Here is a 20,377-nt window from a genome sequence, read left to right on the forward strand (position 1 = left end):
AAAATTGGCTATGACACGGATAGACGGGCGCGACTCAAGGTCGCGCAGGTGAATCAGCCGCGGTGTCGCGATTCCACTGCCTTGCGCAGGGTATCGATCAGAGCCTGGATACGGGCGTGCTGCATTTTCATCGAAGCCTTGTTGACGATCAGCCGGGAGGTGATGTCAGCGATGAAATCCTGAGGTTCCAGGCCATTGGCCCGCAGTGTGTTGCCGGTGTCGACCACATCGATGATCTTGTCCGCCAGGCCGATCAACGGCGCCAGCTCCATCGAACCGTACAACTTGATGATGTCGACCTGACGGCCCTGCTCGGCGTAATAACGCTTGGCAATGTTGACGAACTTGGTCGCCACCCGCAAACGGCCCTTGGGCTCTAGCGCGCCGACTTTGCCGGCGGTCATCAGCTTGCAGCGGGCGATCCGCAGGTCCAGCGGCTCGTACAGGCCCTGGCCGCCGTATTCCATCAGCACGTCCTTACCGGCAACGCCCAGGTCGGCGGCGCCATGTTCAACGTAAGTCGGAACATCGGTGGCGCGCACGATCAGCAAGCGTACATCGGCTTGAGTCGTGGGAATGATCAGCTTGCGGCTCTTGTCCGGATTCTCGGTCGGCACGATGCCCGCTTCAGCCAGAAGCGGCAAGGTGTCATCAAGGATGCGGCCCTTGGACAGTGCAATGGTCAACATGGGAAACGTCAGTCCTTATCAAGGTACTCATGCCCGGTCGCAAGCGGCGCCGGACACACATCGAGGGTGTTACCACCCTCGACCTGAAACGAAATCAACAGGCGCGTCCCTGCGCCCATGCAGCCGGACCTAGCCCGGTACGCGGCGGATCTTGGCGCCGAGCATCTGCAGTTTCTCTTCGATGCACTCGTAACCACGGTCGATGTGGTAGATACGGTCGATCAGGGTGTCGCCTTCGGCAACCAGGGCCGAAATCACCAGGCTGGCCGAAGCCCGCAGGTCGGTGGCCATCACTGGCGCGCCCTTGAGTTTCTCGGTACCGGTCACGATGGCGGTGTTGCCTTCGACCTGGATCTTGGCACCCATGCGGTGCAGTTCGTACACATGCATGAAGCGGTTTTCGAAGATCGTTTCGATGACTGCACCGGTGCCTTCGGCAATGGCATTGAGCGAAATGAACTGCGCCTGCATGTCCGTCGGGAACGCCGGGTACGGGGCGGTCCGCACGTTGACGGCTTTAGGCCGCTTACCGTGCATGTTCACTTCGATCCAGTCTTCGCCGCAGGTGACTTCGGCACCGGCTTCCTTGAGTTTCTCCAGGACGGCTTCAAGGATGGTCGGATCGGTGTCCTTGACCTTGACGCGGCCACCGGTGACAGCAGCAGCCACCAGGTAGGTGCCGGTTTCGATCCGGTCCGGCATCACTTTGTAAGTGGCCGAATGCAGGCGCTCGACACCATCGATGGTGATGGTATCGGTGCCGGCGCCGCTGATCTTGGCGCCCATGGCGATCAGGAAGTTGGCGAGATCGACCACTTCAGGCTCACGGGCGGCGTTTTGCAATACGCTGCGGCCGCGGGCCAGTGCGGCCGCCATCATGATGTTCTCGGTACCGGTCACACTGACGGTATCGAAGAAGAAGTGAGCACCGCGCAGACCGCCTTCAGGCGCCTTGGCCTTGATGTAACCGCCCTCGACGTCGATCACCGCACCCATGGCTTCCAGGCCACGGATATGCAGGTCCACCGGACGCGAGCCGATGGCGCAACCGCCCGGCAAGGCAACTTCGGCTTCACCGAAACGGGCCACCATCGGTCCCAGTACCAGAATCGACGCACGCATGGTTTTCACCAGTTCGTACGGGGCGATCAGGGTCTTGATGGTGCGCGGGTCGATCTCGACGCTGAGCTTTTCGTCGATCACCGGTTCAATGCCCATGCGACCGAACAGCTCGATCATGGTGGTGATGTCGTGCAGGTGCGGCAGGTTCGCCACGGTCACCGGGCCATCGCACAGCAACGTTGCGGCCAGGATCGGCAGGGCGGAGTTCTTTGCCCCGGAGATGCGGATTTCGCCATCAAGACGAACGCCGCCGGTAATAATCAGTTTATCCATAAGAATCTCGACGCCCTTGGGCTCAGGTGCGCTCGGCCCAGGCCGCGCGGCTGAAAAATTTCATAGTGACCGCATGGATGCTGCCATCGGCGATCCACGGGTTCAAATGGGCATAGATCTGCTGCTGACGCTTCACCGGGCTCAACGCCGCCAGTTCATCGCTGATCACGTTCAGCTGAAAGTTGCAGCCTTCGCCCTCAACTTCAATGACAGTTTCGGGCAGCTTTCCTTCAAGGAAGCTCTTCACTTCTACGGCCTGCATGCTCAACCTCTATCGGCGCCCTGTGCGCACGGGTCGCACATCATACAAAAAAGCCCCGCGCCTGCGAACCCCGCGAAGCAGGACTCTGACGGGGGGCTTTTTCAGGGATGTGGGTCAGGAGTGCACCAATAGCTCGGTCAGTTCGCTGACCTGGGCTATTTCGCGCATGTCTTCGGGCATCCCACGGATGCTCCATGCCTTGCCGGCGGCCTCGGCGTCACGCACAAAGCACAGCAGCAGGGACAAGCCAACACTGCTGGACTTCTGCACCGCCGAGCAGTCAATGACCAGCTCTGCGGCGCCGGCGGAGCCGATCAGCGCCTGACCCTGCTTGCGCAGTGCCGGACCGGTGCGATAGTCCAGCACGCCACTGAGCAACAGCTCGCCAGATTCGCCCAGACGAATGGCCGACTCACTCGCCAACTCACTCATTGCGCCTGCTTCTCTTGAGCATCCTGGGCAACTTCCTTGGCCTTGGCGACTTCACCGGCCCAACCGTCGATGGTTTTGTCCAGATCATTGCCGTTGTGCTGCATCGCATCAGCGAACTGATCGCGGAACAGCTTGCCGATGTTGATGCCATTGATGATCACGTTACGCACCTTCCACTCGCCGTTGATTTTCTCGAGTGTGTAGGACACAGGATAGATGGCGCCGTTATTGCCCTTGACCTGCATATCGACGCTGGTGCGGTTGCCGTTTTCCTCCTTGGCCGGCGAAACGGTGATGCCCTGGTTGTTGTATTCGAGCAAGGCGTTGCCATAGAACTGCATCAGGCTGCGCTTGAAGTTTTCCTGGAAGCGCGTCATCTGCGCCGGGGTCGCCTTGCGCGAGTACTTGACGGTCATGATGCTTCGGGAAATACCGTCGGCATCCACCACGGGACCGACGATGCCGTTCAGCGCGTCGTAGAACGCCCCCGGATCCTGCTTGTATTTCTCTTTGTTCGCGGCCAGGTCTGCCAGCAACCGGGTGGTAGTGTCCTGGATGATTTCATGGGCCGAAGGCGCGGCCACGGCGTTGGCCATCAGCGGCAGCGCCGCGAGCAGCACCAACAGGCTACGTCGCAAGATAGAGATCATTCAAAAGCTCCTCATTTGGCGTCTTTGCTAACGGTATTGAGCAGGAATTTACCGATCAGGTCCTCGAGCACCAGTGACGACTGCGTATCGTGGATGGTCCCGCCATCCTTGAGCAAAGCTTCTTCACCGCCAACGCTGATGCCGATGTATTTCTCGCCCAGCAGCCCAGCAGTGAGGATCGATGCAGTGGAGTCAGTCGGCAGGTTATCCACGCGCTTTTCCAGCTGCAGCGTCACCCGACCGGTGAAACTGTCGCGGTCCAGATCGATTGCCGTGACCTTGCCAATGGTTACACCGGCCATGGTCACTTTGGCTCTGACCGTCAAACCGGCGATATTGTCAAAATAAGCATAAAGTTTATAAGTGTCGGTGCTTGCGGTCGGCGCCAGGCCACTGACCCGCAGGGCCAACAACAGCAAAGCCAGGATGCCAGCCAGCAAGAAAAGGCCGACACCGATTTCCAGGGTGCGGTTTTGCATCAGAAATCTCCAAACATCAAGGCGGTCAGAATAAAGTCAAGGCCCAGGACCGCCAGCGAGGCGTACACCACGGTCTTGGTTGTGGCACGGCTGATCCCCTCTGACGTGGGCTCACAGTCATAGCCTTGAAACACGGCGATCCAGGTCACCACGAAAGCGAATACGGCACTTTTGATCACGCCGTTGAGCACGTCATCGAGAAAATCGACGCTGTTCTGCATGTTGGACCAGTAGGAACCTTCATAGACACCCAGCCAGTCGACAGCCACCCACGAGCCGCCCCAGATCCCCACGACGCTGAAAATGATCGCCAGCACCGGCAGGGAAATGAAACCGGCCCACAGGCGCGGGGCGATGATGTATTTGAGCGGGTCGACACCGATCATTTCCAGACTGGACAACTGCTCGGTGGACTTCATGTTACCGATTTCGGCCGTCAGCGCCGAACCGGCACGCCCGGCAAACAGCAACGCGGTCACCACAGGCCCCAGTTCGCGCAACAATGTCAGCGCGACCATCTGTCCAACCGCCTGCTCCGAACCGTAGCTGGACAAGATGTTGAACCCCTGCAGCGCCAGGACCATACCGATGAAGATCCCGGAGACCACAATGATCACCAGGGACATCACGCCCACCGAGTGCAGTTGCTTCACCAGCAGGCCAAAACCACCACCCGTGGAGTTACGCCCAAGCAGGGCATGCATCAGAAACAGCGAGGAACGGCCCAGCACGGCCACCACATCGATGCCGGAACGACCAAACAAGCGAACTCTTTCTATCAGTGATTTCTTGCGCATCAGCGCTTCCCCAGCAGATCGGTGCGGTAATCCGTGGCCGGAAAATGGAACGCCACAGGCCCGTCCGGATCACCCTTCATGAATTGACGAATGCGCGGGCTGTCCGAGGCCTTCAATTCCTGGGGCGTACCCTGCCCCAGCACCTGGCCGTCGCCGATCACGTAGATGTAGTCCGCAATGCTGGCGGTTTCGGCCAAATCGTGGGACACCACAATGCTGGTAATACCCAGCGCATCGTTGAGCAGGCGAATCAGGCGCACCAGCACGCCCATGGCAATCGGGTCCTGGCCAACGAAGGGTTCGTCATACATGAGGATCTTCGGATCAAGGGCAATCGCCCGGGCCAGGGCGACGCGGCGCTTCATGCCACCGGACAGTTCGTCCGGCATCAAGTCCAGGGCACCACGCAGTCCGACCGCCTGCAATTTGAGCAGGACAATGTCGCGAATCATCTCTTCCGGCAGGTCGGTATGGACCCGCAAGGGGAATGCCACATTCTCGAACACATCAAGATCGGTGAACAACGCGCCGCTCTGGAACAGCACGCCCATGTGCTTGCGCGCATCGAACAGATCGCTGCGCGACAGCTTTGGAAGATTCTGTCCATTGACCCAGACTTCGCCGGCACTGGGGCGCAACTGTGCGCCCATCAGCCGCAACAGCGTGGTCTTGCCGCACCCGGAAGGCCCCATGATGCCGGTGACCTTGCCGCGGGGAATGCGGATATCGATGTCATTGAAAATGCTGCGCGTCCCTCGCTTGAAGGACAATCCCTTCAGCTCGACCGCGTAGGCGTTGTCGGCACTCATCTAAACTCCTTGCGATGCAGCCTCACATCCGAATGCCCTGACCAACCGACAAACGCCGGACTGCCGGGCACCCGAACCGGCGGCGAACTATATCACTGCAACTGTCGCGCGCCCAAGGGTTACCCCCCTCCCGTTAAGGGTGGATTAAGGTGAAAGTCCCAGCTTCAGGGCGAACCTTGGGAGGTGTTCGCACAAAGCATGACGAACTAACGTGAGGGAATTGTTCATTGCCGCTATAATCGCCGCCTTTTCATCGGGCTATACGATTTCTGACATGAGCCAATCCAGCGATCTGATTCAATCGGCACAACGTACCATTCGCCTCGAGCTCGAAGCCGTACAAGGCTTGCTGCCCCATATCGACGCTGATTTCGTACGCGCCTGCGAGATGATTCTGGCCAGCAAGGGCCGGGTGGTCGTGGTCGGCATGGGCAAGTCCGGGCATATTGGCAACAAGATTGCGGCCACCCTGGCCAGCACAGGAACCACGGCATTTTTTGTTCACCCGGCCGAAGCCAGCCATGGCGACATGGGCATGATCACCCGGGACGATGTCATCCTGGCCCTGTCCAATTCCGGCTCCACCAATGAGATCATTACCCTGCTGCCGCTGATCAAACGCCTGGGCATTCAGATGATCAGCATCACCGGTAACCCGGATTCGCCCTTGGCCAAGGCCGCCGAAGTGAACCTCAACGTGCATGTCGAGCACGAGGCCTGCCCGTTGAACCTGGCGCCGACCTCCTCCACGACCGCCGCCCTGGTCATGGGCGACGCCCTGGCCGTTGCCCTGCTGGAGGCCAGGGGCTTTACTGCTGAAGACTTCGCTTTCTCACACCCCGGCGGCGCCCTGGGCCGTCGCCTGCTGCTGAAAGTCGAAAACGTGATGCATGCAGGCCAGGAGCTGCCGCAAGTACAACGCGGTACGCTGCTCAAGGATGCGCTCATGGAAATGACCCGCAAGGGCCTGGGCATGACGGTCATTCTCGAAGCCGACGGCAAACTTGCCGGGATCTTCACCGACGGAGACCTGCGCCGCACACTGGACCGCGCCATCGATATTCGCCGCGCGACCATCGACGAAGTCATGACCCTCCACGGCAAGACCGCTCGCGCCGACATGCTGGCCGCCGAAGCCTTGAAAATCATGGAAGACCATAGAATCAACGCACTGGTGGTGGTGGACAGCGAGGACCGTCCGATCGGCGCCTTCAACCTGTCCGACCTGCTGCGCGCTGGAGTAATGTGATGACTACCGACCTGCTGCTACGAGGCAAGAACATCAAGCTCGCCGTGTTCGACGTCGATGGCGTTCTGACTGACGGCCGTCTTTATTTCCTCGAAGACGGCAGCGAATTCAAGACCTTCAACACCCTCGACGGCCAAGGCATCAAGATGCTGATGGCCGCCGGCGTGCAGACTGCCATCATCAGCGGCCGCAAGACCCCCGTGGTCGAGCGGCGCGCGAAGAACCTCGGGATCCCCCACCTTTATCAGGGACGCGAAGATAAACTGGTGGTGCTGGACGAGCTTCTGGGCCAACTCAACCTAAGCTATGAACAGGTCGCCTACCTCGGTGACGACCTGCCGGACCTGCCGGTGATTCGTCGAGTCGGCCTGGGCATGGCGGTGGCCAACGCGGCCGGCTTCGTGCGTGAGCACGCCCACGGCATCACCACGGCACGGGGCGGCGAAGGCGCCGCCCGTGAATTCTGTGAACTGATCTTGCGCGCCCAAGGCCGCCTTGAAGCGGCCAACGCCGCGTACCTGTGAGCCATTTATGCTAAGCAAGAAAATTCGCACCATCGTGGTGTTCAGCTGCATCGCAGCGATTTTCGCGGCGGTGGGCTATTGGAACATCAGCCCTGAACGCTTCCTCGACCGCCCCGCGGTCAAGGTCCAGGAAAATGATATCGACTGGTATGCGACCAACACGCATACCTTGCAATACCTGCCCGATGGCAAAGTGCAGTATGAAATGACGTCCGACAAGGTCGACCACGTCAAAGCCAGCGAGATCACACTGGTCACCAAGCCAGACCTGAACATCTTCAGGGGCACCGAGTTTCCGTGGCACGTGCAAAGCGAGCGCGCCGAAGTCAATCCTGACGGCACCGAAGTGGAACTGATTGATTCGGTACGCATCGCCCGGACCGATGAGAAGAACCGTACGACCATCATTACCAGCAGTCGTATGACAGTCTTCCCGCAGCGAGAATATGCGCAGACCGAGCAACCCGTTAGAATCGACGGCGCCGGTGGTGTGTCGACCGGCACGGGAATGAAAGCGTATTTGAAGGAAAGCAGGATACACCTGCTATCGAACGTAAGAGGACAGTATGAAGCTCGCTAAAACCCTCCCTATTTTGCTCAGTCTGGGCGCAGCACTGGGAAGCGCGAGCGCCTGGGCCCTCCCCACCGACCGCGACCAGCCTATCCGCATCCAGGCCGACGACGCCCAACTGGACGACAAGAACGGTGTCGCCACCTATAAAGGTGACGTGATCATCACCCAGGGTTCGATGAAGGTCACCGGCAATACCGTGACCATCACCCGCACCCAGTCCGGCGACATCGACGTCGTCACCTCGGTGGGCAACCTGGCCTACTTCGAGCAGATGCAAACCGCGGGCGACACCAAGCCGGTTCAGGGCTACGGGGTAACCATTCAGTACCACGCCGCCAAAGACCGCGTGGTGCTGATCGATCGCGCCAAGGTCATCGACAAGGACGGCAACACCACCCAGGGCGAGAAAATCGTCTACGACACAAACAAAAAACTGGCCAGCGCCGGTCGCGCCACTGGCAGCGCGGTCACCGAACAGCGCCCACGGATCGACATGGTCATCCAGCCGAAAAAGAAAACCGACGAGCAGAAGGCCCAGTAATGGCAACTCTGAAAGCTCAGCACCTGGCCAAGAGCTACAAGAGCCGCCAAGTCGTGCGTGATGTCAGCCTGTCCATCGACAGCGGCCAGATCGTCGGCCTGCTCGGCCCCAACGGCGCAGGCAAGACCACCTGTTTCTACATGATCGTCGGCCTGGTTCAGGCCGATCAGGGCCGCGTCCTGATCGACGATCTGGACGTCAGCCACCAGCCGATGCATGGCCGGGCGAAGGCCGGTATCGGCTATCTGCCGCAAGAAGCGTCGATCTTCCGCAAACTGTCGGTTGCCGACAACATCATGGCGATCCTCGAGACCCGCAAGGAACTCGACAAGGCCGGTCGCCGCCAGGAACTGGAAAGCCTGCTGCAGGAATTCCACATCAGCCACATCCGCGACAACCTGGGCATGAGCCTGTCCGGTGGCGAACGGCGCCGCGTGGAAATCGCTCGCGCCCTGGCCACCGCACCGAAATTCATCCTGCTGGACGAACCATTCGCTGGCGTGGACCCGATTTCGGTCGGCGACATCAAGCAGATCATCCACCATCTCAAGGCCAAGGGCATCGGCGTATTGATCACCGACCACAACGTACGCGAAACGCTGGATATCTGTGAAACCGCCTATATCGTCAATGATGGCCAGTTGATTGCCGAAGGCGACTCCGCGACCATCCTGGCCAATGAACTGGTCAAGGAAGTGTATTTGGGCCATGAGTTCCGCCTGTAAGCGAAAAGTGTCTGGTCACTCACCTCGGCGTCGCTAATTTTATTGCGTGACGCCCTAGGCAAACACTTCAGTTTCAGGCATATAATTTGCTTAAGTTTGGCGCTTCGGCGCCCTGTAGTGGATGGCGCATGTGCGCCGGCGAATAAGGTGTTAAGCCCCAGCCATGAAACCATCGCTAGTCTTGAGAATGGGCCAGCAGCTGACGATGACACCTCAGCTGCAACAGGCCATCCGCCTGCTCCAATTGTCGACCCTGGACCTGCAACAGGAAATCCAGGAGGCCCTGGAGTCCAATCCGATGCTCGAACGCCAGGAAGAAGGCGACGACTTCGACAACACCGATCCGCTGGCCGATAACGTCGAGCAAAAGACCAACACCGAAATCCCGGAACCGTCCTACCAGGAAACCGCCCCGACGGTGGATAACCTGGAGGATGGCGAATGGAACGAACGCATCCCCAACGATCTGCCCGTGGATACTGCCTGGGAAGACGTCTACCAGACCAGCGCCAGCAGCCTGCCCAGCAGCGATGACGACGAGTGGGACTTCACCACCCGCACCTCCACCGGCGAAAGCCTGCAGAGCCACTTGCTGTGGCAACTGAACCTGGCGCCGATGTCCGATACCGATCGTCTGATTGCCGTAACCCTGATCGACTGCATCAACAATCAGGGTTACCTGGACGAAACGCTTGAAGAAATCCTCGAGGCCTTTGACCCCGAACTGGACATTGAGCTGGATGAAATCGAAGCCGTCCTGCACCGCATCCAGCAGTTCGAACCGGCCGGCATCGGTGCTCGCAACCTGGGCGAGTGTCTTCTGCTGCAACTGCGCCAGTTGCCCGCCAAGACGCCTTGGCTGGCCGAAGCCAAGCGACTGGTCACCGATTACATCGACTTGCTGGGCGGTCGCGACTACAGCCAGTTGATGCGTCGCATGAAGCTCAAGGAAGATGAACTGCGCCAGGTGATCGAGCTGGTCCAGAGCCTCAACCCGCGCCCAGGCTCGCAGATCGAGTCCACTGAACCCGAGTACGTGGTTCCCGACGTGATCGTGCGCAAGCACAACGACCGCTGGCTGGTGGAACTGAACCAGGAATCGGTGCCCAAGCTGCGGGTCAACGCTCAGTACGCCGGTTTCGTAAAGCGCGCGGACACCAGCGCCGACAACACCTTCATGCGCAACCAGTTGCAGGAAGCGCGCTGGTTCATCAAGAGCCTGCAAAGCCGCAACGAAACCCTGATGAAAGTGGCCACCCAGATCGTCGAGCATCAGCGCGGCTTCCTGGAGTACGGCGACGAAGCCATGAAGCCGTTGGTCCTGCATGACATTGCCGAGGCAGTGGGCATGCACGAGTCCACCATTTCGCGGGTGACCACCCAGAAATTCATGCATACCCCGCGGGGCATCTATGAACTGAAATACTTTTTCTCCAGCCACGTCAGCACCTCCGAAGGCGGTGAATGCTCGTCCACAGCCATCCGCGCGATCATCAAAAAACTGGTGGCCGCGGAAAATCAGAAAAAGCCGTTGAGTGACAGCAAGATCGCTGGTTTACTGGAGGCACAAGGCATTCAGGTGGCCCGCCGTACCGTCGCCAAATACCGTGAATCCCTCGGGATCGCACCTTCGAGCGAACGCAAGCGGTTGATGTAACAGGCCACGCCACAGCGTTCCAGTGGCAGGCATTTCTGCCTGCCGCTTTATGCACTGGCAACGAAGGAGAAGCTGTATGCAAGTCAACATCAGTGGACACCAACTGGAAGTGACCGAACCTCTTCGCGAATACATCGGCGAAAAACTCGAACGATTGGAGAGGCATTTCGACAAGATCACCAACGTGCAAGTCACGATGAACGTCGAGAAGCTGCTGCAGAAAATCGAAGCCACGTTGCATATCCCCGGCGGAGAGGTGGTTGCCAATGCTGCGCATGAAGACATGTATGCCGCGATTGACCTGCTGACCGACAAGCTGGATCGCCAACTCAAAAAGCATAAGGAAAAGACCCAGAGCCTCCTCCAGGGCGCGACAGGTCGTTAACCCCCCTAATCCATGATCCGACTAGAATCCATCCTGACCCCCGGCCGTTCCCAGGTGAACGTGCCGGGTGGCAGCAAAAAGAAAGCCCTCGAACAAATTGCCAACCTGATCCACCGCGAAGTGCCGGATCTGGAAATGCAGGACGTCTTCGAGGCCCTGTTTGCCCGTGAAAAACTGGGCTCCACCGGCTTTGGCAACGGCATCGCCATTCCCCATTGTCGCCTCAAGGCCTGTACAGCGCCGATCAGTGCGCTGCTGCACCTTGAAGCCCCCATAGATTTCGACGCCATCGACGGCGCACCGGTCGACCTGCTGTTTGTACTGCTGGTACCGGAAGCGGCGACCGATGCGCACCTTGAGCTGCTGCGCCAGATCGCCAGCATGCTGGACCGCAAGGAAGTGCGCGAGAAATTGCGCAGCGCGCCGAGCAACGAAGCCTTGTATCAGGTTGTCCTGGACGAGCAGAACGGTCATTAAACATGCGCATGATCATTGTCAGCGGACGCTCCGGCTCCGGTAAAAGCACGGCGCTTAACGTGCTTGAGGACAGCGGCTACTACTGCATCGACAACCTGCCGGCCGGCCTGCTGCCGGAACTGGCCGAGCGCGCCCTGATCCATACCGAACTGGCGCAACCGCTGGTGGCGGTCTCCATCGATGCACGTAATCTGCCGAGCCACCTGTCGCGGTTCCCGGAACTGCTGGCAGAAGTGCGTAATCGGCACATCCAGTGCGACGTGCTGTATCTGGATGCCGATGAGGAGACGCTGCTCAAGCGTTTCTCCGAAACCCGTCGGCGTCATCCCCTGAGCAACGCAAGCCGCTCCCTGGCCGAAGCCATCCAAGACGAGAGTCAGTTGCTGGGGCCGATCGCCGACCTGGCGGACCTGAAGGTCAATACCACCCACCTGAACCTGTATCAACTGCGCGACACCATCAAGTTGCGCCTGCTGAACCAGCCGGAGCCAGGTACGGCATTTCTGGTGGAGTCGTTCGGTTTCAAGCGCGGAATGCCGGTAGACGCCGACCTGGTGTTCGATGTGCGCTGCCTGCCCAATCCTTATTGGAAACCGGAGCTGCGCGAACAATCGGGGCTCGACCAGCCGGTGATCGACTACCTGGCCGCCCAGCCGGATGTCGAGGAAATGTACCAGGACATCTCCAGCTACCTGCTCAAATGGCTGCCGCGCTTTGCCGCAAGCAACCGCGCCTACGTCACGATTGCCATTGGCTGTACCGGTGGCCATCACCGCTCCGTCTACCTGACCGAACGTTTGGGTCAGCTCCTGCAACAGTCCCTGAAGAACGTCCAGGTTCGCCACCGCGACCTCAGCTAAAGGATTCACATCGCGATGCCTGCTCTGGAAATTGAAATCATCAACAAGCTGGGCTTGCATGCCCGCGCGTCAGCCAAGTTCGTCGGTGTGGCAGGTCAGTTTCCTTGTGAGATCAGCGTCGGCCGCGACCCCGAGAAAATGATCAACGGTAAAAGCATCATGGCGATGATGATGCTAGCCGCCGGCCAAGGCACCAAGATCTACCTGAAAACCGAAGGCGATCAGGAGCAACAAGCGCTGGATGCGCTGGTGGCGCTGATCAACAACTACTTCGACGAAGGTGAGTAACCCCTGTGGCGGGGAGCTTGCTTCCTCGCCACACAGGCATTGCGTCACGCCAAGGCGGTATCCATCACCATCATCAGACAAAACCCCACCAGCAATCCCAGGCTCGCCAGCTTGTCGTAGCCATGACGGCGTGACTCGGGAATCACCTCATGGGTGACCACCAGCAGCATCGCCCCGGCCGCAAGCGCCAACCCCAGGGGCAATAACATCTCGGCCAGGCTCACCAGCCAGGCGCACAACAGCGCGAAGACTGGCTCGACCAGCCCGGACGCGGCGCCAATGGCGAACGCCTTGAGCCGCGACATGCCGGCGGCAGCCAGCACCAGCGCAATCACCAACCCCTCAGGCACATCCTGCAAGGCGATACCCATCGCCAGGCTGTCGGCATCGGGCATGCCGCCGCCCGCCGATACGCCGACGGCCATCCCTTCAGGAATGTTGTGGGCCACGATGGCGAACACAAACAGCCAGATCCGCGGTGCGATAATCGGACGTCCGGGCACCTCGACCAGCCTTTCAGGACTGGCTGACACTTTGCGGTCCACCAGATATAGCCCGAATGCCCCCAGCAGGATTCCAAAGCTGATCAGACCACTGGCCGCCCAAGGCGTGAGCCCCAATTGTTCGGCTGCGGCAATGCCCGGCACAATCAACGAAAATGCCGTGGCGGCCAGCATCACTCCGGCACCGAAGCCCAGCAGCGAATCGCTCAAAGCCTGGGGCATGCGCCGGATAACCAGCACCGGCACCGCGCCCAATGCGGTGCCCAAGGCACAAAGGCCACCGCCCTGGAGCGCACGCAGCAGTTTCGGCTCCAGATCAAGCCACGCCAACCCCTGAGCCGCGAGCAACGTCATCCCTGCCAACAGCAACAGCGACCCCAAGGCATAACGGAACAACCGTGCGCTAGCTATCGCCAGTATTTGAGTATCCATAATCGGCCTTGGATTGTTTTTATGAAGTTCAGGCAAGGGCTGCCTGGTAACGGCGTGCTACTTCCGGCCAGTTGATCACGTTGTAGAAAGCGTTGATGTACTCAGGTCGACGGTTCTGATACAACAGGTAATAGGCGTGCTCCCACACGTCCAAGCCTAGAATCGGCGTATGGCCGCTCATCAACGGGCTGTCCTGATTGCCGCTGCTTTCCACCACCAGCGTCTTTTGCGGGGTCACACTCAACCAGGCCCAACCACTGCCGAAACGGGTCAGCGCCGCTTTGGTGAAAGCCTCCTTGAATCGTTCGAGCCCCCCCAGTTGCGCCTCGATCGCTGCCGCCAGAGCGCCCTCGGGTTCACCGCCGCCTTGGGGCGACATGACCTCCCAAAACAACGAATGATTGGCATGCCCGCCGCCCTGGTTGATCACTGCCCCCCTCAGGCTTTGCGGCAGTTGCTCCACCCTGGACAGCAGCGTTTCGACAGACCACTCGGCGTATTCGGTGCCGTCCACCGCAGCGTTGAGATTGTTGATGTAAGTCTGGTGATGCTTGGTGTAATGGATCTCCATGGTCTGCGCATCGATGTGCGGCTCCAGGGCATCGTAGGCGTAAGGCAATGCAGGTAAAGTAAAAGCCATTTTCAATGAACTCCAAAATGAACAGGGACGTTGCGCTGCCGGAGTGAAGCGGCATCGCAATGCAGCAGGCGTTGGGTGCGTGGGTATTCGCCATGCTCGCTGATGAAACTCAGCAGTTCGACGTAAGTCTTGTGGCTGTGACGCATCGCGGCCGCGCGCAGAGCGGGGGCAAGACGCTCGTCTTGCATGGCCTGCAACAGGCGCTGATGGATGGCACACAAGTACTCGGCACTCTCCTCCGGTTGGTTCAGACGCAAGTGCAGATCCGCCAGGTTGTGATGGGAGACGACGCAGGCGGCGACCGCTTCATCGGCGTCAGCCCAGCGCTCAAACAACACTTGGGCCAGGGCCAGCGCTTGCAGATAGCCTTCGCGGGCGTCCACCAGTTCACCTAGCATGAAACAGCGATTGGCCCGTTCGATCGTGCGTTTCCAGTGCTCCATGATGAGTACCTCCACAAAGGTGTCGGGTTACACACCGCCGGCGGTGAGCTTTTCCGGGTCCAGCAGGACCTCAAGTTCGCTTCGCGACAGGTCGGTGTGCTCCAGGGCGACATCGATGACCGGGCGGCCCTGCTGATAGGCCTTCTTGGCAATCTCAGCAGCCTTCTGATAACCGATGATCGGGTTCAACGCCGTGACCAGGATCGGGTTGCGCGACAGCGCCTCCTTGAGCCTGGCCTCGTTGACCTTGAATGTGGCGATGGCTTTGTCGGCCAGCAGTCGGCTGACGGTGGACATCAGGGCGATACTGTTCAGCAGGTTCTGGGCGATGATCGGCAGCATCACGTTCAGCTCGAAGTTGCCAGACTGACCGGCGACGGTGATCACCGTGTCGTTGCCAATCACCTGGGCCGCCACCATCGCGGTGGCTTCAGGAATGACCGGATTGACTTTGCCAGGCATGATCGAGGAGCCCGGCTGCAGGCCTTCGAGCTCGATCTCTCCCAGGCCCGCCAGCGGACCGGAGTTCATCCAGCGCAGGTCGTTGGCGATTTTCATCAGCGACACCGCTGTGGTCTTCAACTGACCGGAGACCGCCACCGCGGTGTCCTGGGAACCGATCAATGCGAACAGATTCTTGCCCGGGGTGAACTGCACCTGAGTCAGTTGCGTCAGTTGCTGGCTGAACAGCTCGGCAAAGCGTGGATGAGCATTGACCCCAGTACCGACCGCCGTCCCTCCCTGGGCCAGGGATTGCAGACTGGGCAACAAGGCTTGCAGATGCTCGACATTGGCTTTGAGTTGTTGTGCCCACCCCTCCAGCACCTGGCTCAAGCGCACGGGCATGGCATCCATCAGGTGAGTGCGACCGGTCTTGATGAACGGGTGGACTTGCTCGGCCTTGCGTTCGATCACCTGCACCAGATGCATCAGCGCCGGCAGCAATTGCTCATGCAAGGCCAGTGCAGCACTGACGTGAATACTGGTGGGAATGATGTCGTTGCTGCTCTGGCCGCAATTAACGTGATCATTCGGGTTGACCGGCTCACCCAGCAGACGGCTGGCCAGCGTCGCGATCACCTCGTTGGCGTTCATGTTGGAGCTGGTGCCGGAACCGGTCTGGAAGATATCCACAGGGAAATGCTCCATGAAGTTGCCTTCGAGCAACCCCTGCGCCGCATCGACAATGGCCTTGCCCTGGGCCGCGCTGATTTGCTCCAGCTCCACGTTCGCCCGAGCGGCGGCGGCCTTGGCCAGGATCAGGGCGCGAATGAACTGCGCCGGCATGCGTTGGCCGCTGACAGGAAAATTATCCACGGCGCGCTGGGTCTGCGCACCGTAGAGGGCCCCCATCGGGACCTGCAGTTCGCCCATGCTGTCGCGCTCAATACGGGTATTACTCATCAGGGAATCCTTGCACCAGTTCATTAAGAGGGATGGATGGCTCCAAGGCGCAGGTCGCCAGCGCCCAGGCGTGGCTCTGCCAGCGCTTGAGGCGGCAACGGCAAAGCGATTGTTGTTCGAGGTCGCGCAGTGGACGCCACGCCTGGTCGATACACAGCGTGCGCCAGTGCCAGGGCAGCGCCGTGTCGGAGGCCGTGTCGAGCAGCAAACGAAACGCTGTTTCGGCGACCATCCACGGCGAAGTGGCGGTGCAGCAGGCCAGATAGCGGCCTTCGGCCAGGTAGTGTTCGATTAGCCGCGGCTCGTCAGGGCTCATCGCACAGCGGATCTGGCGACTCATCCAGCGCCAGCTTTCAAGATAGGGTTGTTCGTGCAGGGCGACACTCATGACCGGGGCTCACTCGGCGAATGAGATTCATTATTAGATGATAATAAGACGCAACACAAGAGTTGCGAACACCCTGGAGGTCATGAACAAAAAAGGCGCGGCATCCCATGGATGACGCGCCTTCTTTTGTGGCGATGGGAAATCAGCTTCCGGCCACGGTCATCCGCTCGATCAGGACCGAGCCGGTACGGATATTACTGCGCAGCTCCAGGTCGTTCCCTACCGCCAGAATCTGCTTGAACATATCGCGCATGTTACCGGCGATGGTGACTTCCTGGACCGCAAACTGAATTTCACCGTTCTCGACCCAGAACCCCGCCGCGCCACGGGAATAGTCTCCGGTGACCATGTTCAGGCCGTGGCCCATCAGCTCCGTCACCAGCAGGCCACGGCCCATACGACGCAGCAAAGCCGCCTGATCCTCTTCACCATGGGTCACGAAAAGGTTGTGCACGCCACCGGCATTGGCGGTGCTGGGCATGCCGAGCTTGCGACCCGAATAGGTGCCGAGAATGTAGGAAACCAGTTCACCCTTCTCCACGAATGGCTTGGCGTAGGTGGCCAGGCCGTCACCGTCGAAGGCCGAGCTGCCCATGGCTTGCATCAGGTGCGGACGCTCATCGATGGTCATCCATTCCGGGAACAGTTTCTGTCCAAGCGCGCCTTCAAGAAACGATGATTTGCGATACAAATTGCCGCCGGACACCGCCGACAGGAAACTGCCGAACAATCCACCGGCCAGCTCGGCGGCAAACAGCACCGGCACTTCACAGGTCGGCACCGGTCGCGCGCCCAAGCGACTGGCCGCCCGCTGCGCGGCTTTACGGCCAATACTCACCGGGTCCGCGAGCCGATTGCCCTGGCGGTTCACGTCATACCAGTAGTCGCGCTGCATCTGGCCGTCGGCTTCAGCGATCATGACGCAACTGAGGCTGTGCCGGGTCGACGCATAACCGCCGATAAAACCGTGGCTGTTACCGTATACACGACAGCCTTGATGAGTATTGAGGGTCGTGCCGTCGGCGTTTTTGATCCGCGGGTCGGCGTCGAAGGCCGCCGCCTCACAACGCAACGCCTGCTCGATAGCTTGTTCCGGGGTGATGTCCCAAGCGTGGAACAGGTCGAAGTCTCGCAGTTCCTTGCACATCAGCGCGGCGTCGGCCAGGCCCGAAGCCTCGTCTTCAGAGGTGTGCTTGGCTATCGCCAGCGCCGCAGCCACCGTTTCACGAATGGCGTCAGGACCACTGGCCGACGTGCTGGCCGAGCCCTTGCGCTGGCCGGCGTACAAGGTGATGCCAAATCCCTGGTCGCGATTGAACTCGACGGTCTCCACCTCGCGCTGGCGAACCGATGTCGACAGACCTTGTTCCAGAGAGACCGCCACCTCACACGCACTGGCGCCCTGTCGCTTGGCTTCGGCGAGGATCTGCTCGACTTGTTCCTGCAGTGCCGGCAATGCTTGCGGGCCGACGCTCTGAACTGCACTCATGGTATTCTCCACTCAAATTCTGCTTTCGGTTAAGACTTTGTACATAAAGTGCCTGCGCGACTTTTTGTACAAACCCTTGGTCTTCGAGCGACCGGGCCGGACAAGCGGCCCCCGACTGGTTATCATGGCGGCGTTTCTTTGCGGACTGCCACCATGGTTGATTCTTACGACGACTCCCTCTACGAGGGTGAAAAAAGCAAATCCCAGGTCAAACGCGAGCTGCATGCTCTGGTTGACCTCGGCGAGCGCCTGACAACACTCAAGCCTGACTTGCTGGCCAAACTGCCTCTGACCGACGCCTTGCGCCGGGCCCTGGCCGATGCGCCCAAGCACACCGCGAATATCGCGCGTAAACGGCACCTGCAATTCATCGGCAAACTGATGCGCGATCAGGACACTGACGCCATTCTGGTTCTGCTCGATCAACTCGATGCCTCCACCCGGCAGTACAACGAACGTTTCCATGGCCTGGAACGCTGGCGCGATCGCCTGATCGCAGGCGATGACGGCGTGCTGGAAAAATTCGTCATCGACTACCCGGAGGCTGACCGTCAGCAATTGCGCTCCCTGATCCGTCAGGCCCAGCACGAACTGGCGCATAACAAGCCACCCGCCTCAAGCCGTAAAATCTTCAAATACATTCGTGAGCTGGACGAGACCCAACGCGGCCTGCGCTGAGTTCCATCCGGCCCTGTAGGAGCTGGCGAAGCCTGCGATCTTTTGATCTTTCGCTTGAGACTCAAGTGTATTGGGAAAGATCGCAGCCTCGTTGCACTCGACAGCTCCTACACCAGCTCCTACACCACCTCCTACGCAGCTCATAGGGGACCGTATCATCCTTAAGCGCCCGTGCCACCCACGGTAATCGCATCAATCTTCAAGGTCGGCTGACCGACACCCACCGGCACCGATTGCCCGTCCTTGCCGCACGTTCCCACGCCGCTGTCCAGCGCCAGATCGTTACCGACCATCGACACCTTGCTCATCGCCTCCGGCCCGTTGCCGATCAGGGTCGCGCCCTTGACCGGCGCAGTGATCTTGCCGTCTTCGATCAGGTAAGCCTCACTGGTGGAAAACACGAATTTACCGCTGGTGATGTCCACCTGGCCGCCGCCGAGGTTGGCGCAGTAAATGCCCTTTTTCACCGAAGCGATGATTTCCGCCGGATCGCTCTGGCCACCCAGCATGTAGGTGTTGGTCATGCGCGGCATCGGCAGATGCGCGTAAGACTCACGGCGACCATTGCCGGTACGGGCCACGCCCATCAGGCGAGCGTTGAGCTTGTCTTGCATGTAACCCTTGAGCACGCCGTTCTCGATCAGGGTGGTGCATTCGGTCGGGGTGCCTTCATCGTCAACGCTCAGGGAGCCGCGACGCCCGGCCAGGGTGCCATCATCGACGATGGTGCAGAGTTTCGAAGCAACCATTTCGCCCATGCGGCCGCTGTAGGCCGAGCTGCCCTTACGGTTGAAGTCGCCTTCCAGACCGTGCCCCACCGCTTCGTGCAGTAGCACACCGGACCAGCCGGAGCCCAGCACCACCGGCAACGTGCCGGCCGGCGCCGGGATCGCTTCAAGGTTGACCAGGGCCTGGCGCAGCGCTTCTCGGGCGTAACCCATGGCGCGGTCTTCGCTGAGGAAATAACGGTAATCGGTGCGCCCGCCGCCGCCATGGCCGCCGCGCTCGCGACGACCGTTCTGCTCGACGATCACACTGACATTGAAACGCACCAGAGGCCGGACGTCCGCCGCCAGACCGCCGTCGGTGGACGCCACCAGGATCCGCTCCCAGACCCCGGCCATGCTCACCGATACTTGCTGGATGCGTGGATCAAGGGCGCGAGTGGCGACGTCGATGCGCTTGAGCAGCTCGACCTTTTCGGCGCGGCTCATGACTTCCAGCGGGTTGTCCGGCGCATACAACTGCGTCACGTCCTGGCTACTGAAGGCCTGTACCCTGCCGTTCTGCCCGGCCCGGGAAATCGAACGAGCGGCACGGGCTGCGGCACCCAGTGCTTCAAGGGTGATGGCGTTACTGTAGGCAAAGCCGGTCTTTTCCCCGGACTGAGCACGCACGCCCACGCCCTGGTCAAGGTTGAAACTACCCTCCTTGACGATGCCGTCTTCCAGCGACCAGGACTCGGATATCTGCCCCTGGAAATACAGGTCGGCTGCATCGATGCCCGGGCCGGCCAGGTCGCCCAGCACCCCTTGCAGGCTTTCCAGGGTGACGCCACCGGGGGCTAGAAGGTGTTCACTGACTGAGGATAACAACCCGCTCATATG

26 protein-coding genes are annotated in these 20,377 nt (G+C 60.0%); 11 read left to right on the forward strand and 15 right to left on the reverse strand.

The window, feature by feature from the left end:
- Positions 1–53: 53 nt before the first annotated feature.
- The 8 genes from hisG to BMY45_RS02465 all read right to left on the reverse strand — a co-directional run bounded on the left by hisG (position 54) and on the right by BMY45_RS02465 (position 5,513).
- A complete protein-coding gene (hisG, locus tag BMY45_RS02430; protein ID WP_092394061.1) occupies positions 54–689 on the reverse strand; it encodes an ATP phosphoribosyltransferase in 636 nt (211 codons plus the stop codon).
- 129 nt (positions 690–818) lie between these two features.
- Positions 819–2,084, reverse strand: a complete 1,266-nt coding sequence (gene murA / locus BMY45_RS02435; protein ID WP_092394064.1) for a UDP-N-acetylglucosamine 1-carboxyvinyltransferase — start codon at positions 2,082–2,084, stop codon at positions 819–821.
- 22 nt (positions 2,085–2,106) lie between these two features.
- Positions 2,107–2,346 carry a BolA family protein gene (locus BMY45_RS02440; RefSeq protein WP_047228657.1) on the reverse strand — a complete coding sequence of 80 codons (240 nt, stop codon included), beginning with the start codon at positions 2,344–2,346 and terminating at the stop codon, positions 2,107–2,109.
- 114 nt (positions 2,347–2,460) lie between these two features.
- A complete protein-coding gene (locus tag BMY45_RS02445) occupies positions 2,461–2,778 on the reverse strand; it encodes an STAS domain-containing protein (RefSeq protein WP_092394067.1) in 318 nt (105 codons plus the stop codon).
- On the reverse strand, positions 2,775–3,428 hold the full coding sequence (locus BMY45_RS02450) for an MlaC/ttg2D family ABC transporter substrate-binding protein (protein WP_092394070.1): 654 nt from the start codon (positions 3,426–3,428) through the stop codon (positions 2,775–2,777). The genes BMY45_RS02445 and BMY45_RS02450 overlap by 4 nt, the downstream gene beginning before the upstream one ends.
- An 11-nt stretch (positions 3,429–3,439) precedes the next feature.
- Positions 3,440–3,907, reverse strand: coding sequence for an outer membrane lipid asymmetry maintenance protein MlaD (mlaD, locus tag BMY45_RS02455; protein WP_047228660.1), 468 nt, complete (start codon positions 3,905–3,907; stop codon positions 3,440–3,442).
- Entirely contained in the window at positions 3,907–4,704 is a 798-nt protein-coding gene (mlaE, locus tag BMY45_RS02460) for a lipid asymmetry maintenance ABC transporter permease subunit MlaE (RefSeq protein WP_092394073.1), read from the reverse strand. Before mlaE ends, mlaD begins: the two co-directional genes overlap by 1 nt.
- Positions 4,704–5,513 (reverse strand): ATP-binding cassette domain-containing protein, encoded by an 810-nt coding sequence (locus BMY45_RS02465; protein WP_092394076.1) that lies wholly within the window; start codon positions 5,511–5,513, stop codon positions 4,704–4,706. Before BMY45_RS02465 ends, mlaE begins: the two co-directional genes overlap by 1 nt.
- 274 nt (positions 5,514–5,787) lie before the next feature.
- Between BMY45_RS02465 and BMY45_RS02470 the strand changes: the two genes are divergently transcribed.
- The 10 genes from BMY45_RS02470 (at position 5,788) to BMY45_RS02515 (ending at position 12,793) form a co-directional block, all read left to right on the forward strand.
- Positions 5,788–6,762, forward strand: coding sequence for a KpsF/GutQ family sugar-phosphate isomerase (locus tag BMY45_RS02470; RefSeq protein ID WP_092394079.1), 975 nt, complete (start codon positions 5,788–5,790; stop codon positions 6,760–6,762).
- A complete protein-coding gene (locus tag BMY45_RS02475) occupies positions 6,762–7,286 on the forward strand; it encodes a KdsC family phosphatase (protein ID WP_092394083.1) in 525 nt (174 codons plus the stop codon). The genes BMY45_RS02470 and BMY45_RS02475 overlap by 1 nt, the downstream gene beginning before the upstream one ends.
- A 7-nt stretch (positions 7,287–7,293) precedes the next feature.
- Complete coding sequence (gene lptC / locus BMY45_RS02480) at positions 7,294–7,866, forward strand: LPS export ABC transporter periplasmic protein LptC (RefSeq protein ID WP_092394086.1); 573 nt, start codon at positions 7,294–7,296, stop codon at positions 7,864–7,866.
- Positions 7,853–8,401, forward strand: coding sequence for a lipopolysaccharide transport periplasmic protein LptA (gene lptA / locus BMY45_RS02485; protein ID WP_092394089.1), 549 nt, complete (start codon positions 7,853–7,855; stop codon positions 8,399–8,401). Before lptC ends, lptA begins: the two co-directional genes overlap by 14 nt.
- Positions 8,401–9,126, forward strand: coding sequence for an LPS export ABC transporter ATP-binding protein (lptB, locus tag BMY45_RS02490; RefSeq protein ID WP_047228667.1), 726 nt, complete (start codon positions 8,401–8,403; stop codon positions 9,124–9,126). The genes lptA and lptB overlap by 1 nt, the downstream gene beginning before the upstream one ends.
- Positions 9,127–9,289: 163 nt before the next feature.
- Positions 9,290–10,783, forward strand: a complete 1,494-nt coding sequence (locus tag BMY45_RS02495; protein ID WP_047228668.1) for an RNA polymerase factor sigma-54 — start codon at positions 9,290–9,292, stop codon at positions 10,781–10,783.
- A gap of 76 nt (positions 10,784–10,859) precedes the next feature.
- The gene (gene hpf, locus BMY45_RS02500) at positions 10,860–11,168 is read left to right on the forward strand and encodes a ribosome hibernation-promoting factor, HPF/YfiA family (RefSeq protein ID WP_047228669.1); all 309 of its coding nucleotides are present in this window, start codon (positions 10,860–10,862) and stop codon (positions 11,166–11,168) included.
- Between the two features lie 12 nt (positions 11,169–11,180).
- A complete protein-coding gene (gene ptsN, locus BMY45_RS02505; protein ID WP_047228670.1) occupies positions 11,181–11,645 on the forward strand; it encodes a PTS IIA-like nitrogen regulatory protein PtsN in 465 nt (154 codons plus the stop codon).
- Positions 11,646–11,647: 2 nt separating this feature from the next.
- Positions 11,648–12,505: an RNase adapter RapZ gene (gene rapZ / locus BMY45_RS02510; RefSeq protein ID WP_092394092.1), complete on the forward strand. Its 858-nt coding sequence runs from the start codon at positions 11,648–11,650 to the stop codon at positions 12,503–12,505.
- 15 nt (positions 12,506–12,520) lie between these two features.
- Positions 12,521–12,793 carry an HPr family phosphocarrier protein gene (locus tag BMY45_RS02515; protein ID WP_092394095.1) on the forward strand — a complete coding sequence of 91 codons (273 nt, stop codon included), beginning with the start codon at positions 12,521–12,523 and terminating at the stop codon, positions 12,791–12,793.
- A 44-nt stretch (positions 12,794–12,837) separates the two neighbouring features.
- On the opposite strand, the gene BMY45_RS02520 is transcribed toward BMY45_RS02515, so the two are convergent.
- The 6 genes from BMY45_RS02520 to pmbA form a co-directional block, all read right to left on the reverse strand.
- Positions 12,838–13,728, reverse strand: coding sequence for a ZIP family metal transporter (locus BMY45_RS02520; RefSeq protein WP_092394098.1), 891 nt, complete (start codon positions 13,726–13,728; stop codon positions 12,838–12,840).
- A gap of 28 nt (positions 13,729–13,756) precedes the next feature.
- Positions 13,757–14,368 carry a superoxide dismutase gene (locus tag BMY45_RS02525; protein WP_092394101.1) on the reverse strand — a complete coding sequence of 204 codons (612 nt, stop codon included), beginning with the start codon at positions 14,366–14,368 and terminating at the stop codon, positions 13,757–13,759.
- A 2-nt stretch (positions 14,369–14,370) separates the two neighbouring features.
- Entirely contained in the window at positions 14,371–14,811 is a 441-nt protein-coding gene (locus tag BMY45_RS02530) for a hypothetical protein (RefSeq protein ID WP_092394104.1), read from the reverse strand.
- Between the two features lie 27 nt (positions 14,812–14,838).
- Positions 14,839–16,215, reverse strand: a complete 1,377-nt coding sequence (locus tag BMY45_RS02535) for a class II fumarate hydratase (RefSeq protein WP_092394106.1) — start codon at positions 16,213–16,215, stop codon at positions 14,839–14,841.
- Positions 16,208–16,603: a FagA protein gene (locus tag BMY45_RS02540; RefSeq protein WP_092394109.1), complete on the reverse strand. Its 396-nt coding sequence runs from the start codon at positions 16,601–16,603 to the stop codon at positions 16,208–16,210. The genes BMY45_RS02535 and BMY45_RS02540 overlap by 8 nt, the downstream gene beginning before the upstream one ends.
- Before the next feature lie 142 nt (positions 16,604–16,745).
- On the reverse strand, positions 16,746–18,092 hold the full coding sequence (gene pmbA, locus BMY45_RS02545) for a metalloprotease PmbA (protein WP_092394112.1): 1,347 nt from the start codon (positions 18,090–18,092) through the stop codon (positions 16,746–16,748).
- A 153-nt stretch (positions 18,093–18,245) separates the two neighbouring features.
- Here pmbA and yjgA point away from each other — a divergent pair, with 153 nt between their 5' ends.
- Positions 18,246–18,770 carry a ribosome biogenesis factor YjgA gene (gene yjgA / locus BMY45_RS02550; RefSeq protein WP_092394115.1) on the forward strand — a complete coding sequence of 175 codons (525 nt, stop codon included), beginning with the start codon at positions 18,246–18,248 and terminating at the stop codon, positions 18,768–18,770.
- Positions 18,771–18,931: 161 nt separating this feature from the next.
- Here the strand turns inward: yjgA and tldD are convergent, their stop codons facing one another.
- Positions 18,932–20,374 carry a metalloprotease TldD gene (gene tldD / locus BMY45_RS02555; RefSeq protein WP_092394118.1) on the reverse strand — a complete coding sequence of 481 codons (1,443 nt, stop codon included), beginning with the start codon at positions 20,372–20,374 and terminating at the stop codon, positions 18,932–18,934.
- Positions 20,375–20,377: the final 3 nt, after the last annotated feature.

Origin of the sequence: Pseudomonas sp. NFACC39-1 (genome assembly GCF_900110355.1) — a bacterium.
GTDB lineage: Bacteria > Pseudomonadota > Gammaproteobacteria > Pseudomonadales > Pseudomonadaceae > Aquipseudomonas > Aquipseudomonas tehranensis.

Excerpts from the sequence above, each read along its gene's own strand:
- BMY45_RS02440 (WP_047228657.1), bottom strand. The coding sequence starts at position 2,346 with ATGCAGGCCGTAGAAGTGAAGAGCTTCCTTGAAGGAAAGCTGCCCGAA.
- BMY45_RS02525 (WP_092394101.1), bottom strand. The coding sequence starts at position 14,368 with ATGGCTTTTACTTTACCTGCATTGCCTTACGCCTACGATGCCCTGGAG.
- BMY45_RS02540 (WP_092394109.1), bottom strand. The coding sequence starts at position 16,603 with ATGAGTGTCGCCCTGCACGAACAACCCTATCTTGAAAGCTGGCGCTGG.
- hisG (WP_092394061.1), bottom strand. The coding sequence starts at position 689 with ATGTTGACCATTGCACTGTCCAAGGGCCGCATCCTTGATGACACCTTG.
- lptC (WP_092394086.1), top strand. The coding sequence starts at position 7,294 with ATGCTAAGCAAGAAAATTCGCACCATCGTGGTGTTCAGCTGCATCGCA.
- BMY45_RS02475 (WP_092394083.1), top strand. The coding sequence starts at position 6,762 with ATGACTACCGACCTGCTGCTACGAGGCAAGAACATCAAGCTCGCCGTG.
- hpf (WP_047228669.1), top strand. The coding sequence starts at position 10,860 with ATGCAAGTCAACATCAGTGGACACCAACTGGAAGTGACCGAACCTCTT.
- murA (WP_092394064.1), bottom strand. The coding sequence starts at position 2,084 with ATGGATAAACTGATTATTACCGGCGGCGTTCGTCTTGATGGCGAAATC.
- mlaE (WP_092394073.1), bottom strand. The coding sequence starts at position 4,704 with ATGCGCAAGAAATCACTGATAGAAAGAGTTCGCTTGTTTGGTCGTTCC.
- rapZ (WP_092394092.1), top strand. The coding sequence starts at position 11,648 with ATGCGCATGATCATTGTCAGCGGACGCTCCGGCTCCGGTAAAAGCACG.
- BMY45_RS02495 (WP_047228668.1), top strand. The coding sequence starts at position 9,290 with ATGAAACCATCGCTAGTCTTGAGAATGGGCCAGCAGCTGACGATGACA.
- BMY45_RS02450 (WP_092394070.1), bottom strand. The coding sequence starts at position 3,428 with ATGATCTCTATCTTGCGACGTAGCCTGTTGGTGCTGCTCGCGGCGCTG.
- lptB (WP_047228667.1), top strand. The coding sequence starts at position 8,401 with ATGGCAACTCTGAAAGCTCAGCACCTGGCCAAGAGCTACAAGAGCCGC.
- mlaD (WP_047228660.1), bottom strand. The coding sequence starts at position 3,907 with ATGCAAAACCGCACCCTGGAAATCGGTGTCGGCCTTTTCTTGCTGGCT.
- BMY45_RS02465 (WP_092394076.1), bottom strand. The coding sequence starts at position 5,513 with ATGAGTGCCGACAACGCCTACGCGGTCGAGCTGAAGGGATTGTCCTTC.
- ptsN (WP_047228670.1), top strand. The coding sequence starts at position 11,181 with ATGATCCGACTAGAATCCATCCTGACCCCCGGCCGTTCCCAGGTGAAC.
- BMY45_RS02470 (WP_092394079.1), top strand. The coding sequence starts at position 5,788 with ATGAGCCAATCCAGCGATCTGATTCAATCGGCACAACGTACCATTCGC.
- pmbA (WP_092394112.1), bottom strand. The coding sequence starts at position 18,092 with ATGAGTGCAGTTCAGAGCGTCGGCCCGCAAGCATTGCCGGCACTGCAG.
- BMY45_RS02515 (WP_092394095.1), top strand. The coding sequence starts at position 12,521 with ATGCCTGCTCTGGAAATTGAAATCATCAACAAGCTGGGCTTGCATGCC.
- tldD (WP_092394118.1), bottom strand. The coding sequence starts at position 20,374 with ATGAGCGGGTTGTTATCCTCAGTCAGTGAACACCTTCTAGCCCCCGGT.
- BMY45_RS02530 (WP_092394104.1), bottom strand. The coding sequence starts at position 14,811 with ATGGAGCACTGGAAACGCACGATCGAACGGGCCAATCGCTGTTTCATG.
- BMY45_RS02445 (WP_092394067.1), bottom strand. The coding sequence starts at position 2,778 with ATGAGTGAGTTGGCGAGTGAGTCGGCCATTCGTCTGGGCGAATCTGGC.
- lptA (WP_092394089.1), top strand. The coding sequence starts at position 7,853 with ATGAAGCTCGCTAAAACCCTCCCTATTTTGCTCAGTCTGGGCGCAGCA.
- BMY45_RS02520 (WP_092394098.1), bottom strand. The coding sequence starts at position 13,728 with ATGGATACTCAAATACTGGCGATAGCTAGCGCACGGTTGTTCCGTTAT.
- yjgA (WP_092394115.1), top strand. The coding sequence starts at position 18,246 with ATGGTTGATTCTTACGACGACTCCCTCTACGAGGGTGAAAAAAGCAAA.
- BMY45_RS02535 (WP_092394106.1), bottom strand. The coding sequence starts at position 16,215 with ATGAGTAATACCCGTATTGAGCGCGACAGCATGGGCGAACTGCAGGTC.